The 13885-nt window shown below is 72.7% G+C and carries 15 protein-coding genes; 7 read left to right on the top strand and 8 right to left on the bottom strand.

The features are described from left to right. Positions 1 to 242: 242 nt before the first annotated feature. Entirely contained in the window at positions 243 to 1487 is a 1245-nt protein-coding gene (locus ACF1BE_RS10650) for an Ig-like domain-containing protein (protein ID WP_392198626.1), read from the bottom strand. A 228-nt stretch (positions 1488 to 1715) separates the two neighbouring features. Then, the gene (locus ACF1BE_RS10645) at positions 1716 to 2060 is read right to left on the bottom strand and encodes a hypothetical protein (protein WP_356818426.1); all 345 of its coding nucleotides are present in this window, start codon (positions 2058 to 2060) and stop codon (positions 1716 to 1718) included. A gap of 109 nt (positions 2061 to 2169) precedes the next feature. Between ACF1BE_RS10645 and ACF1BE_RS10640 the strand changes: the two genes are divergently transcribed. Continuing rightward, on the top strand, positions 2170 to 2511 hold the full coding sequence (locus tag ACF1BE_RS10640; protein ID WP_392198625.1) for an LAETG motif-containing sortase-dependent surface protein: 342 nt from the start codon (positions 2170 to 2172) through the stop codon (positions 2509 to 2511). A gap of 42 nt (positions 2512 to 2553) precedes the next feature. Further along, positions 2554 to 3345, top strand: coding sequence for a hypothetical protein (locus tag ACF1BE_RS10635; protein WP_392198624.1), 792 nt, complete (start codon positions 2554 to 2556; stop codon positions 3343 to 3345). 65 nt (positions 3346 to 3410) lie between these two features. Here ACF1BE_RS10635 and hutH read toward each other — a convergent pair whose 3' ends face one another. The 3 genes from hutH to ACF1BE_RS10620 all read right to left on the bottom strand — a co-directional run bounded on the left by hutH (position 3411) and on the right by ACF1BE_RS10620 (position 7325). Then, positions 3411 to 4949 carry a histidine ammonia-lyase gene (hutH, locus tag ACF1BE_RS10630; protein ID WP_392198867.1) on the bottom strand — a complete coding sequence of 513 codons (1539 nt, stop codon included), beginning with the start codon at positions 4947 to 4949 and terminating at the stop codon, positions 3411 to 3413. Positions 4950 to 5037: 88 nt separating this feature from the next. Continuing rightward, positions 5038 to 6180, bottom strand: a complete 1143-nt coding sequence (locus ACF1BE_RS10625; RefSeq protein WP_392198623.1) for a diguanylate cyclase domain-containing protein — start codon at positions 6178 to 6180, stop codon at positions 5038 to 5040. Between the two features lie 350 nt (positions 6181 to 6530). After that, positions 6531 to 7325: an enoyl-CoA hydratase/isomerase family protein gene (locus ACF1BE_RS10620; protein WP_392198622.1), complete on the bottom strand. Its 795-nt coding sequence runs from the start codon at positions 7323 to 7325 to the stop codon at positions 6531 to 6533. Positions 7326 to 7517: 192 nt separating this feature from the next. On the opposite strand from ACF1BE_RS10620, the gene ACF1BE_RS10615 reads away from it, so the two are divergent. Next, the gene (locus ACF1BE_RS10615) at positions 7518 to 8156 is read left to right on the top strand and encodes a hypothetical protein (protein WP_392198621.1); all 639 of its coding nucleotides are present in this window, start codon (positions 7518 to 7520) and stop codon (positions 8154 to 8156) included. A gap of 23 nt (positions 8157 to 8179) precedes the next feature. On the opposite strand, the gene ACF1BE_RS10610 is transcribed toward ACF1BE_RS10615, so the two are convergent. Both ACF1BE_RS10610 and ACF1BE_RS10605 read right to left on the bottom strand, forming a co-directional pair. Then, positions 8180 to 9304 (bottom strand): adenylate/guanylate cyclase domain-containing protein, encoded by a 1125-nt coding sequence (locus ACF1BE_RS10610; protein WP_392198620.1) that lies wholly within the window; start codon positions 9302 to 9304, stop codon positions 8180 to 8182. A gap of 345 nt (positions 9305 to 9649) precedes the next feature. Continuing rightward, entirely contained in the window at positions 9650 to 10510 is an 861-nt protein-coding gene (locus ACF1BE_RS10605; protein WP_392198619.1) for a biotin--[acetyl-CoA-carboxylase] ligase, read from the bottom strand. 110 nt (positions 10511 to 10620) lie between these two features. Here ACF1BE_RS10605 and ACF1BE_RS10600 point away from each other — a divergent pair, with 110 nt between their 5' ends. The 4 genes from ACF1BE_RS10600 to ACF1BE_RS10585 all read left to right on the top strand — a co-directional run bounded on the left by ACF1BE_RS10600 (position 10621) and on the right by ACF1BE_RS10585 (position 13316). After that, positions 10621 to 12234 carry an acyl-CoA carboxylase subunit beta gene (locus tag ACF1BE_RS10600; RefSeq protein ID WP_392198618.1) on the top strand — a complete coding sequence of 538 codons (1614 nt, stop codon included), beginning with the start codon at positions 10621 to 10623 and terminating at the stop codon, positions 12232 to 12234. Positions 12235 to 12258: 24 nt separating this feature from the next. Further along, positions 12259 to 12468: an acyl-CoA carboxylase epsilon subunit gene (locus ACF1BE_RS10595; protein ID WP_392198617.1), complete on the top strand. Its 210-nt coding sequence runs from the start codon at positions 12259 to 12261 to the stop codon at positions 12466 to 12468. 69 nt (positions 12469 to 12537) lie between these two features. Next, positions 12538 to 12666, top strand: coding sequence for a morphogenic membrane protein MmpB (gene mmpB / locus ACF1BE_RS10590; RefSeq protein WP_392198616.1), 129 nt, complete (start codon positions 12538 to 12540; stop codon positions 12664 to 12666). Positions 12667 to 12698: 32 nt separating this feature from the next. Beyond that, positions 12699 to 13316 (top strand): Maf family protein, encoded by a 618-nt coding sequence (locus ACF1BE_RS10585; RefSeq protein ID WP_392198615.1) that lies wholly within the window; start codon positions 12699 to 12701, stop codon positions 13314 to 13316. On the opposite strand, the gene ACF1BE_RS10580 is transcribed toward ACF1BE_RS10585, so the two are convergent. Beyond that, on the bottom strand, positions 13288 to 13872 hold the full coding sequence (locus tag ACF1BE_RS10580; protein ID WP_392198614.1) for a hypothetical protein: 585 nt from the start codon (positions 13870 to 13872) through the stop codon (positions 13288 to 13290). The two genes, ACF1BE_RS10585 and ACF1BE_RS10580, sit on opposite strands and share 29 nt — an antisense overlap. Between the last annotated feature and the right edge of the window lie 13 nt (positions 13873 to 13885).

Raw genomic sequence — 13885 nt, 5'->3', positions numbered from 1 at the left:
CGGGGGGTGATCAGACGGCTCAAGAGAGGGAAGGGGGGTGGGAGAGCGCCCGGAGGAAACTGTTACGCGGCGGCCGGAACACCGTTACACAACTGCGAAGTCCCTCTGCCAGCAAGGGCGTTATGCGGCGTCAGGCGCACGACGAAGGTCGGCCCACGCTCCTTGCACAGGAGTTCGAGTGCGTCCGTGAAACACCGGTGCCGCCCCTGGGGGCGGCACCGGGAGAGCTGGGGGGAGGGGCGTCAGACGGCCGAACCGGCCTTCCACTGCGCCCAGTCCATGTTCCAGCCGTTGAGGCCGTTGTCCGGGGCGACCGTCTTGTCACCGGTGTTCTGGACGACCACGACGTCGCCGATCAGCGAGTGGTCGTAGAACCACGCGGCCGGCGTGCTCGGGTCGCCGGCGCCCTTCTTGTCCTGGAGGCCGACGCAGCCGTGGCTGGTGTTGAGGTTGCCGAACACCGAGGGCGCGCCCCAGTAGTTGCCGTGCACGAAGGTGCCGGAGGTGGTCAGGCGCATGGCGTGCGGCACGTCCTTGATGTCGTACTCGCCCTTGCCGTCGTCGTCGGTGAAGCCGACCGTCGCGCCGTTCATCCGGGTCTCCTTGAACTTCTCGGAGATCACCATCTGGCCCTCGTACGTCTTGTTGTCGGGCGAACCGGCGGAGATCGGTATGTTCTTGACGACCTTTCCGTCCTGCGTGATCTTCATCTGCTTGGTCTTCGCGTCGACGTACGTGACCTGGTTGCGGCCGACGTGGAAGGTGACCGTCTTCTGCTGGACGCCGTAGACGCCGTCCGCGCCCTGGACGCCGTCGAGCGCCAGCTTCAGGGTGACGGTGGAGCCGCCCTTCCAGTACTCCTCGGGGCGGCAGTCCATGCGGTTGGCGTTGAACCAGTGACAGGCGACCTCCTGGCCGCTGCTGGAGCTGACCGTGACGCCCTTCTGCACGGCCGCCTTGTTGGTGATCGCCTTGTCGAAGTTGATCGACACCGGCATGCCGACCCCGACCGTGGAGCCGTTGTCCGGGGTGAAGGAGCCGATGAAGCTGTTGGCCGGGGAGACGGTGGTGAAGGAGGCGTTCTCGTGGGCTATGCGGCCCTCGGAGTCCTTGGCCTCCGCGGCGAGGCGGTAGGTGGTGGAGCGCTCCAGCTGGACGCCCGGCTTCCAGCTCTTCCGGTCGGCGGAGAGCTGACCGGCGACGGTCTTGCCGTCCTGCGTGGTCATCGTGACGGCGGTGAGCGTGCCCTTGCTCACCCGGACGGCCGCGGAGTTGTTGATCGAGGCGTTGTTGGAGCCGTCCTTCGGCGTGATCGTGATCTGCGCCTCCGACGACTTCTTCGCCGCCGCCGCGTCGGCCTTGGCCTGCGAGGAGTCGCCGCTGCCGGAGGCGTTGTCGTCGCCGCCGGAGCACCCCGTGAGCACCAGCACACCGCCGAGCAGAGCGGACGCGGCCATCAGGCCCCTGCGCCGCGTACTGTCCGTCATCACAAGCTTCTCCATCGTTGCCGAGTCGCGAAAAAACCCCGAGTGTCCCCGTAAAGACCTTCAACGCTACGGCCGCTCAGTCCCGTTCCACATCCGGTGGATCTGTGGGGCACACCACGTCCGCGGAACACTGTCCGCGGGTGGTGCGGGATTCGGTCCGTGCGTCCCCTGGGACGACGAAACCCCGGACGGCGGTTGCCGTCCGGGGTCATGGGTGCCCCGGGACGCTCAGCCGATGCCGCCCTCTTCCTCGTCGTCCGCCCCATCATCCTCGTCCAGGTCCCACTCGGGCGAGTCGGGGTCGTAGTCGACCCGCTCACTGGACCAGGACGCCTGCTGGAGCTCCACCCCTGGCACCTCACTGACCAGGTCGAACGGGTCCACGAGATACGCCAGGGCTTCCGCGGTGTCTTCGGTCACAGCGCTCTCGGCCTGGGCCCGCTCCGACTCGGGCAGCTCAGGATCCGCGGCGAGGCGGCGCAGCGCGGCCTTGGTCACCTCGTCCTCGTCCTGCACCTCCAGGACCAGCTCCACGCGAAGCCGTACAAAACGTGATGTCTCTTCAGTGCTCATGACGTGAGCGTACGGCCGAAACCTCCCGTGACTTTCCTGTGACCCGCGCCTTTCACTAACATCGCCCCACACGGCCAATTCGCCAGCGTCACAAGGGGATCGATATTCCGTGTCATCCGTTCGCCGTCCGCTGCTGACCGCCACCGCCGCGGGCACCCTGCTGTGCGCCCTGTGGTTCGTCCCGTCCGCGAACGCCTCGCAGAGCGCCCCGGAGGACAGGGCGGTGGACACGTCCGCGCCGGCACGGGTCACCCAGGCGAGAGCGGTGACCGCGGCGACCACCGACACCACCGGCACGGCGGTCACCGCGCGGGAGGCGGAGGACGGCACCGAACTGGCCGACACGGGAAGCCCCGACACGACCCCGTACGTCGTCGGGGGCAGTCTTTTCCTCTCCGTGGGCGCCGGTTTCGTCGTGTATTCGGTGCGCCGGGAACGTCTTGGGTTTTAATCGTCCTTGACGAATCTTTGGCAGCCCGCACATAGTTCGCACATGAAGAGATCATCGGGCGTGCGGCTGTGCGCCACCGCAGCTGTGAGCGTACTGTCGCTCGCCCTCGTCACGGGCTGTGCCGACGGGTCGAAGGACACCGGGGACGGCAAGGGCAAGGACGCGGCGAACCCGGCCACGAAGGCGCTGAGCGCCGCCGAGCTGAAGAAACTGATCATCGCCAAGGGCGAGGTGCCCGGGTTCAAGGTCGGCGCCGTCGAGGGCGGCCTGCCCGCCAAGGACGAGGTCACGGCGGGCGACGCCAAGTGCGAGCCGCTGCTGCGGGCGTTCACCGGCATCGCGCCCGGCGACCCGGCTGCGAACACCAGCCGTATGGCCACGCAGGACAAGAAGGCCCCCACGGGCGGCGCCACGTCCGGGGACGACCTGGCCGACGGCAAGTTCGAGGACTCGATCAACAAGTCCATGGACCTGGACGTCACCGTCGTCACCCTCGCCTCGTACGACGGGAACGGCGCGGAGCAGGCCCTGACGTCGGTCTCCGACGCGGTCAAGGCCTGCGCGGGCGGTTTCTCCGGCCGGCAGGCCGGCGACAAGGGCACGTTCACCAAGGTCGCCGAGGAGAAGTCCTCCGGCACGGGTGACGCGTCGGTGGCCTTCACCGCGACCAACGACGCGGGCAAGGACGGCGCCCTGCCGCTGCACGCGGAGGTCGTGCGGCACGGCTCCACCCTCGCCGTCTACACCACGATCAACATCGGCGCGATGATGGGCAAGAAGCCCTACACGGTGTCCGCCCCGGTCGTGAAGGCCCAGGCGGCCAAGCTGAAGTGACGCCTCGTCCGGCACGTTCGTCGTGATGTGAAGGGGCCCCGGCCGCAGCCGGGGCCCCTTCGCGTTCACCGGAGCGGTCCGGTGACCTTCTCCGCGGCCGTCACGAGGTCACCGCTGCGCACGAACGCGTCGGCGGCGGCCAGGTCAGGCGCCAGGAACCGGTCCGGACCGGGCCCCTGCACACCGGCGGCCCGTACGGCCTCGATGACCGCCTGCGAGGCGGGCGCCGGGGTGAGGCCCTCGCGCAGCTCGACGGCCCGCGTGGCCGCGTACAGCTCGACGGCGATGATCCGGGTGAGGTTGTCCACGGCGGTGCGCAGCTTGCGCGCGGCCGACCACCCCATGGACACGTGGTCCTCCTGCATGGCGGAGGACGGGATGGAGTCCGCGGAGGCCGGTACGGCGAGCCGCTTCATCTCGCTGACCAGCGCGGCCTGCGTGTACTGGGCGATCATCAGACCGGAGTCGACGCCGGCGTCGTCGGCGAGGAACGGCGGCAGACCGTGGCTGCGGTTCTTGTCCAGCAGCCGGTCGGTGCGGCGCTCGGCGATGGAGCCCAGGTCGGCGGCGGCGACGGCGAGGAAGTCCAGGACGTAGGCCACGGGGGCGCCGTGGAAGTTGCCGTTGGACTCCACCCGGCCGTCGGGAAGCACCACGGGGTTGTCGACGGCGGAGGCGAGTTCCCGCTCGGCGACCAGGCGGGCGTGCGCGATCGTGTCGCGTCCGGCGCCGGCGACCTGCGGGGCGCAGCGCACCGAGTAGGCGTCCTGCACGCGCGGCGCGTCGTCCTGGTGGTGCCCGGTGAGCTGCGAACCCTCGAGCACGGCCAGCATGTTGGCGGCGCTGGCGCCCTGGCCCGGGTGCGGCCGGATGGCATGCAGCTCGGGCGCGAGCACCCTGTCCGTGCCGAGCAGCGCCTCCAGGCTGAGGGCGGCGGTGATGTCGGCGGACTTGTAGAGGGTGTCGAGGTCGGCGAGGGCCATGATCAGCATGCCGAGCATGCCGTCGGTGCCGTTGAGGAGGGCCAGGCCCTCCTTCTCGCGCAGCTCGACCGGCTGGATGCCGTGCTCGGCGAGCAGCTCGCCCGCGGGGCGGACGGTGCCGTCGGGGCCTTCCGCGTCGCCCTCTCCCATCAGGGTGAGGGCGCAGTGGGAGAGCGGGGCGAGGTCGCCGGAGCAGCCGAGGGAGCCGTACTCGTGCACGACCGGGGTGATCCCGGCGTTCAGCACGTCGGCCATGGTCTGCGCGACCTCGGGCCGGACGCCGGTGTGCCCGGAGCAGACGGTCTTCAGCCGCAGGAACATCAGGGCCCGTACCACCTCGCGCTCCACCCGCGGCCCCATGCCGGCGGCGTGCGAGCGGACGATGTTGCGCTGCAGCTGAGCACGGAGCTCCGGGCTGATGTGCCGGGTCGCCAGCGCGCCGAAGCCGGTGGAGACGCCGTAGACCGGCTCGGGCTTCGCCGCCAGCGCGTCCACGATCTCCCGGGCCGCCGCGAGGGCCGCCACCGCCTGCTCCGACAGTTCGATGCGGGCACCGCCGCGCGCCACGGCGAGAACGTCGGACGCCGTGACACCGGACGTCCCCACCACCACAGTGTGCATATCCATATTCAGGAGCGTACGCATTGAATGCGGCGATGTCACTAGTGGAGTGCCGGTGTGACCCTTACCGCGACGTGTGGGCTTCGCCTCACGGCCGGCGCCCGCGGAACCGGCGCCGTTCGCCACGCGCGGGCGGCGGCTCGTCCGCCAACCGTACGACCGGATCGTCCGGTCCCTCCCGGCCCGCCACCACCGGCCGGTCCGCCCGCAGCGCCTTGGCCCGGTACTGAGCGGCGTCGGCGAGCCGGAACAGCCGGCGGGCGTCCCGCACCTCCCCGATCGGGTCCTCGGTCGAGGCGACCCCGCACGCCACCCCCTCCCCCAACTCCAGCTCGGCCGCCCTCCGGCACAGTTCGCCCGCCGCCTTGGCGACGTCGTCGGCGGACTGCCCCACCGCCAGCAGACAGAACTCGTCCCCGCCCAGCCGCGCGGCCAGCGCGCCCGGCACCATCGCCCCGCACAGCGACAGCACCGAGCCGAACCGTTCGAGGAGACGGTCGCCGACGGCGTGGCCGAGGGTGTCGTTGACCCGCTTGAGCCCGTTGAGGTCGCAGACGACCAGACTGACCGCCACCCCCTCCGTACGGTGCCGCTCGACGGCCTCCTCCAGGCGCACGTCCACGGCACGGCGGTTGGCGAGGCCGGTCAGCGCGTCGGTGAACGCCAGCCGGCGGGCCTCCTCCAGCCGCTCGGTCTGCGCGATCCCGGCGGCGACGACCGCGGCCAGCACGGTGGCGAAGTCGGCGTCCGGCCGGCCGAACAGCGGCTCCCCGATCGCACGGGCCACATACAGCTCACCCCACGCCCTGCCGTGCAGGACGACGGGGGCGACGACGCAGCAGCCGCGGCCCCGGCGGCGCAGGGCGGCGACCCGCTGATGCAGGTAACCGGGGGTGCCGGCGGCGGCCCCCTCCGCCGTCTCCACCCACGCGTTGGGCCCGCCGCCGCCCGCCCACCGCTCGTGCAGGAACTCGGTGATCTCCGGGAACTGGTGCACCGGGTACGCCTCGGACTCCGGGAACTGCTCCTCGTCCGGGGCGCGGTCCCCCACGTTGACCAGGACCCGCAGGCGGCCCAGGCCCCGCTCCCACACGGACAGCGCGGCGAAGCTGCCGTCCAGCGCGCGGCAGGCGCCGACGGCCGCGGCCTGCCAGCACTCCCGCGGGGTGTGCGCCGCCGCCATCCCCTGCGCCAGCGCCACGACGGCGACGAGCCGCTTGTCCTCACCCATCCATCCAGGTTAGGGATGAATCGGGCGATTCGCGCTGCCGCGTGCGCTGCCGCGTACGGGGGTGCGTGCCGTGGGGGCGGGGGGCCGTTGCCGGGTGCGGGTCCGGTCGTGGTCGGGCGCGCAGTTCCCCGCGCCCCTTCGGGGGCGCTGCCGTGTGCGGGGGTGGATGCGTGCCGTGGGGAGCGGGTTCGTCCTCCGGTGCGGGTCCGGTCGTGGTCGGGCGCGCAGTTCCCCGCGCCCCTTCGGGGGCGCTGCCGTGTGCGGGGCGGGGGTGGATGCGTGCCGTGGGGGCGGGGGGTGCCGGCTGAGCGCGCAGTTCCCCGCGGCCCTTCGGGGGCGCTCTGGGGCGGTTACTCGCCGGGCCAGCGGGGGGTGCGCTTCTCGTTGAAGGCTGCTACTCCTTCCGCCCGGTCGCCCGAGAACGCCACCGAGCGCCAGGCCGCGTCCTCCACCTCGAGGCCGGCCCGCAGGTCCAGCCCGTGTCCCAGCCGCAGGGCGCGCTTCGCCGCCCGCAAGCCCACCGGGGAGTTCCCGGCGATCCGCTCCCCCAGGGCCAGCGCCTCCTCGCGGTCGCGCCCTTCTTCCACCAGCCGGTCCACCAGGCCCAGCTCGACCGCCTCGGCCGCCTCCACCCGGCGCGCGGAGAAGATCAGCTCGGCCGCGCGCGCCGCCCCGACCCGCCGCGGCAGCAGCTGCGTACCGCCGCCGCCCGGGATCACGCCCACGGACACCTCCGGCAGCCCCACCACGGCCGTACGGTCGGCCACGATCAGGTCGCAGGACAGCGCCAGCTCGAATCCGCCGCCCAGCGCGAAGCCGTGCACGGCGGCGACCGTCGGCATCGGCAGCTCCAGCACCCCGGTGTACGCCGCCCGCGCCACCGGCCGCTGCCGTACGAGGTCGGCGTCGGTGAAGGAGTTCCGCTCCTTCAGGTCCGCCCCGACGCAGAACGCCCGTTCGTGCGACGAGGTCAGGACGACCACCCGGGCGTCCCGGTCGGCGGCGAGCGCGGCGCAGGCGCCCGCGAGGGAACGGGCCATCTCCGTCGAGACGGCGTTCATGGCCTTGGGCCGGTCCAGCACCAGCTCCGCGACGTGCCCGTGCCGTCGCACCAGCACGAACTCCCCGAACCGCTCCTCGCTCATGACACCCCTCCGGTTAACGCGGGTTAACTGACCGTCTGCTCGATCATCGCAGCCCTGCCCCCTCCCGTGAAGTCCAGGGGGCTACACCCGTTCGAGTGACATCCCGGTCGTCCCGGTCCGTATCGCCCACGGGAGCGCATAGCGTGCGCTCCGCCACGGCGCGCCCCCGGGCGCGCGGCGGGGAGGGGACCCATGACACCGATATCTGCGCCGCCCGCGGCGGCGCGGGAACACGCGCCGGGAAAGCCGTCGGGAGTACGGCGCGGCCGGCACCGCAGGCCGCGGCCCCGCGGGGCGCTGCTCGCCGCCGGCGCTCTGGCGCTGGCCGCGGGGGTGCTCAGCCTGGTGCGGGTAGCCCCGGACCCGGGGGTCGCAACTCCGGGGACGGCGGAGGCCGGTCCCCGGCCCGGCCCGGGCGGCGGGGTCCCGGACCGGTCGGCGAGGACTGTCGCCGGTGTGGCCGCCACCCCCACCGGGCTGCCCTCGGCGACCTCCGTCATGGGCGGCAGAGGTCTCGCTGGAACGCCGTCGGCCATCGGATCCGGTTCACCGGTCACCGCCGCTCCGGGCACGGCCACCGCACCGGCCGGCGGCACCGCCGAACCGACCACCGGCTCCACCGGCGTCCCGACCACCGTCTCCACCGGCGTTCCGACCAGCGGCCCCACCGGCGTCCCCGGCCCGCACCGCACTACCGGGCGCCCCTCGCCGACGGCATCCGCCACGGCGTCACCCACGCCGAGCCCGCCGCCGAGTCACCGCCCGCCGAAGCACGGTCCGGGCGAGATCTGCCTGCCGGTGATCCGCCTGTGCGTGGACACGAGCGGCTAGCGGTACGGCGGGCGGGTCGTGGGTCAGGGGGCGTCGTCGCGGCGCGTGAGCAGCCACGGTTCGACCACGCCGAGCCCGCGCACCGGGCGCTGCCACATCGGCTGGAGCGCGAAGCGGTACACCGGCGGGTCCTCGCCCTCCTTCTCCGCGGCGGCCGCCGCCTCGGCCGCCTCCGCCTCCGAGGCGGGCGCCTCGCCGGTGCGGATCAGCTCCTCGGCGAAGGCGCTGTCGACGAGGACGGCGTCGCGCGGGGCTATCGAGGTCAGCCGGGACGCCAGGTTCACCGTCGTACCGAACACGTCGCCCATCCGGGTGGTCACCGTGCCGAACGCCATGCCCACCCGGAGTTCCGGCATCGTCTCGTCGTGGGACAGCGTCTCCACCAGCCGCAGCGCGATGTCGGCGGCCGTGCCCGCGTCGTCCGCCGCGTAGAGCACCTCGTCGCCGAGGGTCTTGATGAGCCGGCCGCCGCGTGCCGCCACGAGGTCCGCGGCGGTGGTCTCGAAGGCCTCGACCAGCTCGCCCAGCTCCTCCTCCTCCATCCGGCGGGTGAGCCGGGTGAACCCCACGAGGTCGGCGAAGGCGACGGCGAGCCGGCGGTCGACCATCTCCTCGTCGTCGGCGGTCTGCACGACCCGGCCGGCCGACGCGGCGAGCTGGCGGCGCCAGACGTAGACCAGGAACTCCTCCAGCTCGGGCAGGAGCAGCTCGACGATCGGGTACGTCACCTCGGTGCGCGTCATGCCCGGCTCGGGGGGCTCGGTCAGGCCCTCCAGGAAGGAGTCGATCTGCCACTCGGCCAACCGGGCGGTGGTCTGGCCCGTGGACCGGGCCACCTGTACCGCCATGGCCTCGCTCAGCAGGCCCGCCTCCACCAGGCCGGCGAGGCGGCGCAGGGCGAGGACGTCCGCCTCGGTGAGGGCCTTGGCCTGCCCTATGTCCGCGAAGCCCATGGCCCGCCAGAAACGGGAGGCCAGTTCCATGGAGACGCCGGCGCTGCGCGCGGCCTGGAACGGTGTGTAGCGGCGCTCGGCGCCCAGGATGAGCTGTTCGAGCCGCAGGGCCAGCGGGTCCTCGCCGGTGTCGGGGGCGTGGGGGTCCAACCGGCCGTCCCCGCCCGCGCCGGAGCCCGTGTCGTCGACGGTCACGCCTGCTGCCCTTCCGATCTGCCGCGGTCAGGTATCGACCGCGCTCAACTCTACGGCAGGTGTGCGCCAGCTCACTCCGTCGGGTTCGGCCGGCGGCACGCCTGTCGTTCGGGGTGAAAACGGTGCCCGGAGCTGCGGCGGGCGGTCCCCGGGGCCTGCGGTCCCGGGGCCCCGGCGTCCGGCCGGGGGCGGCGTGTCACCATTGCCGGCCGCTCGTCCATCGTGGCTGATCGCGTGGTTTCCCGCGCCCCATGCGCCCCTGAGGAACCGCGGTTCACCGCACCGGCGGGGACCCGGCCGGCAACCGGGGCCCTCATACGGGCCGATCGGCGGTCCCCCGCGCCGTCACGCGGGCCGCAGGTGGACGATGTCCCCCGCCCCCACCGGTTCCTGCACGCCCGCCTCCGTGGCGATGACCAGCCGCCCGTCGCCGTCCAGCGCCACGGCCTCCCCCACGAGCGACCGGTCGCCCGGCAGCTCCGCGCGCACCACCCGGCCGAGGGTCGCGCAGCCCGCCGTGTACGTCTCCTGGAGGCCGCTCGCCCCGGGATCGCCGCCGGCGGCGCGCCAGCGCCGGTACCAGTCCTCCAGTGACCGCAGCACCGCCCGCAGCAGTGGATCGCGGTCCGTGGTGAGCGCACCGGCCAGGGCCAGGGAGCCCGCCTGAGGGACCGGGAGTTCGTCCGCGCGGAGGGTGACGTTGATGCCGACGCCCATGACGACGCCGTCCGCGCCGGCCCGCTCCGCGAGGATGCCGCCGGCCTTGCGTTCCTCGCCGTCCACGGTCAGCAGCAGGTCGTTCGGCCATTTGAGTGCCGTGTCGACGCCGGCCGCCCGGGACAGCCCGGTCGCGACGGCGACCCCGGTCAGCAGCGGGAGCCAGCCCCAGCGGTCCACCGGCACCTCGGCGGGCTTGAGCAGGACGGAGAAGAAGAGGCCGGAGCGCGGCGGCGCCGTCCACTGCCGGTCCAGCCGGCCCCGGCCGGCCGTCTGCTCCTCCGCCACGAGGACCGTGCCCTCGTCGGCGGTGCCGGCGGCGGCCGACGCGGCGAGGTCGGAGTTGGTGGACCCGGTCCGTTGCACGACCTCGACGGCGCGGTAGAGGCTGCCCTCCCGGATCAGCCCGCGCCGCAGTGCCGTGGCGTTCAGAGGCGGGCGGTCCAGATCGGACCAGCGGCTGTCGTCTGATGGATTGTGCGGCGTCATGCAAGCCACCCTAGGTGTGGTAAACGACGCAGTGCTGATCGGTAGGCGCGCCACTACCCTACGGATGAGTAACCGTCCCCCCTTTTGAGCAGGCAGGGAGCCGCATCCCGATGTCCGAGCCGGAAGAGCGTCACGAGATCGAAAAGATCGATATCCACACGACCGCGGGCAAGCTCGCGGATCTCCAGCGGCGCATCCACGAGGCGACGCACGCCGGCTCCGCGCGCGCCGTCGAGAAGCAGCACGCCAAGGGCAAGCTGACGGCGCGTGAGCGGATCGAACTACTGCTCGACGAAGACTCGTTCGTGGAGCTGGACGAGTTCGCCCGGCACCGGTCGACCAATTTCGGGCTGGAGAGCAACCGCCCGTACGGGGACGGTGTCGTCACCGGGTACGGCACGGTGGACGGCCGGCCGGTCGCCGTGTTCTCGCAGGACTTCACCGTCTTCGGCGGGGCGCTCGGCGAGGTCTACGGCCAGAAGATCGTCAAGGTCATGGACTTCGCGCTGAAGACCGGCTGCCCGGTCATCGGCATCAACGACTCCGGCGGCGCCCGGATCCAGGAGGGAGTCGCCTCCCTCGGCGCGTACGGCGAGATCTTCCGCCGCAACACCCACGCCTCCGGGGTCATCCCGCAGATCAGCCTGGTCGTCGGCCCGTGCGCCGGCGGTGCCGTCTACTCGCCGGCCATCACCGACTTCACGGTCATGGTCGACCAGACCTCGCACATGTTCATCACCGGCCCGGACGTCATCAAGACCGTCACCGGCGAGGACGTCGGCTTCGAGGAGCTGGGCGGGGCCAGGACCCACAACACCGCCTCGGGCGTGGCCCACCACATGGCCGGGGACGAGAAGGACGCCATCGAGTACGTCAAGCAGCTGCTGTCGTACCTGCCGTCCAACAACCTCTCCGAACCCCCGGTCTTCCCCGAGGAGGCGGACCTCGCCGTCGGCGAGGAGGACCGTGAGCTGGACACCGTCGTACCGGACAGCGCCAACCAGCCGTACGACATGCACACGGTGATCGAGCACGTCCTGGACGACGCCGAGTTCTTCGAGACGCAGGCGCTGTTCGCACCGAACATCCTCACCGGCTTCGGCCGGGTCGAGGGCCGCCCCGTCGGCATCGTCGCCAACCAGCCGATGCAGTTCGCCGGCTGCCTGGACATCACCGCCAGCGAGAAGGCGGCGCGGTTCGTGCGGACCTGCGACGCCTTCAACCTGCCGGTGCTGACCTTCGTGGACGTCCCCGGCTTCCTGCCGGGCGTCGGCCAGGAGCACGACGGCATCATCCGGCGCGGTGCCAAGCTCATCTACGCCTACGCCGAGGCCACCGTCCCGCTGATCACCGTCATCACCCGCAAGGCCTTCGGCGGCGCCTACGACGTCATGGGCTCCAAGCACCTCGGTGCCGACCTCAACCTCGCCTGGCCCACGGCCCAGATCGCCGTCATGGGCGCCCAGGGCGCGGTCAACATCCTGCACCGGCGGACCATCGCCGAGGCGGCGGAGACGGGCGAGGACGCCGAGGCGGTGCGCGCCCGGCTGATCCAGGAGTACGAGGACACCCTCCTCAACCCCTACGTCGCGGCCGAGCGCGGCTACATCGACGCGGTGATCATGCCGTCGGACACCCGCGCCCACATCGTCCGTGGGCTGCGTCAACTGCGCACCAAGCGGGAATCCCTGCCTCCGAAGAAGCACGGCAACATCCCCCTCTAGGCCCCGCGGACCCTGGGAGCGGTCATGAACATCAAGGTCGTACGAGGCAACCCGACCCCGGAGGAGCTTGCCGCCGCCCTGGCGGTGGTCCGCGTCCGCGCCGCGGCGGCGGCGACGGTGCCGTCGGGCGCCGAGGGACCGAAGGACGCGTGGGCCGACCCGGCGCGGATCGCGGCCGCCCGCGTACCCGCGCCGGGCCCGGCATCCTGGACCCGCACCTACTGGCCGAGCTGAGGGGCAGCCCGGCACAACTTGAGTACGGGTACTCAGGCACCGCCGCCCCCGGCGTCGCACGCTGGAAGGATGCTGTGGTCAGACCCCGAGAACGAGCCGCCGGAAGAGCTGCGCGACGCGCAGGACATGCTGCGGCGGCTCGGCCTCTTCCTGGCCTCGGCCATGATCGTGGTCATGGTCGTGATCGGTCTGAGGTGAGCCCGCCGGCCGGCGCTGACTAACCTGGCGGCATGACTGACACGCACCGCAGGCGACTCGTGCTCGCCTCCCAGTCCCCCGCCCGGCTCGACCTGCTCCGGCAGGCCGGCCTCGCCCCCGAGGTGATCGTGAGCGGCGTCGACGAGGACGCCGTCACCGCCCCCACCCCGGCGGAGCTGGCGCTCGCCCTGGCCGAGGCGAAGGCCTCGGTCGTCGCGGCGAAGCCGGAGGTGCGGGGCGCCCTGGTGATCGGCTGCGACTCGGTGCTGGAGCTGGACGGCAGGGCGCTCGGCAAGCCCGCCGACGCCGAGGAGGCCGCTGCCCGCTGGAAGGCGATGCGCGGGCGGGCCGGCGTCCTCCAGACCGGCCACTGCGTGTGGGACACCGAGGCCGGGCGGTACGTGTCGGCGACCGCCTCCACCGTCGTCCGCTTCGGCGATCCGAGCGACGAGGAGATCGCCGCGTACGTGGCCTCCGGCGAGCCCCTCCACGTCGCCGGGGCGTTCACCCTGGACGGCCGTTCGGCGCCGTTCATCGAGGGCATCGAGGGCGACCACGGCAACGTGATCGGCATCAGCCTGCCCCTGGTCCGCAAGCTCCTCGCCCGTCTGGGCGTGGGCATCACGGAGTTGTGGGCGCCGGGCGAGTGACCTGGGCGGGGACGCGGTCCTGCGGCTCGTCGTCCCCGTCCCGCGGCTCGTCCGTACCGCCCGCCGGCGCGCCCGCGCCGGCGGGCGAGGCGCCCGGCTCCGCCCGTGCGGCCGGCCCGCCGCCCGCCCCGGGCGCCGGGTCCTGGGCGGCGCTCTCCGGCCCGCCCGCACGGTCGTACGTCATCAGGAGCAGCACGATCAGCCCGAGGACGACGACCATGAACAGGAACGCCGTCCAGCCGACCAGCCCCCAGGCGAACGCGCCGAGCAGGCCGTGCACCACGGCCGCGCTGATCAGCAGGACCCGGCCGAAACCGGCCGGGGCGCGGTCGCGGACCGCCACGAGCACGGCCACCAGCGCGCACAGCACGAAGTAGGCGCCGAAGACGATGCCGCCGACCTTCGAGGACGTCGCCATCACGGACGGGTCGAGCCCGGCCAGGGACATGTTCTGCCGGTCGACGACCGTTCCCAGGAGCCAGTTGAGCGCCGCGACGAGGACCGCCTCCGCCAGCAGGACGACCGCCACGAACCACGCCACCGGTCTGCGCACCACCGGCACCCACCCA

Origin of the sequence: Streptomyces sp. NPDC014991, assembly GCF_043080665.1 — a bacterium.
Classification (GTDB): domain Bacteria; phylum Actinomycetota; class Actinomycetes; order Streptomycetales; family Streptomycetaceae; genus Streptomyces.
The sequence above is the reverse complement of the archived record's forward strand: the minus strand, read 5'-3'. Positions and strand labels throughout refer to the sequence as shown.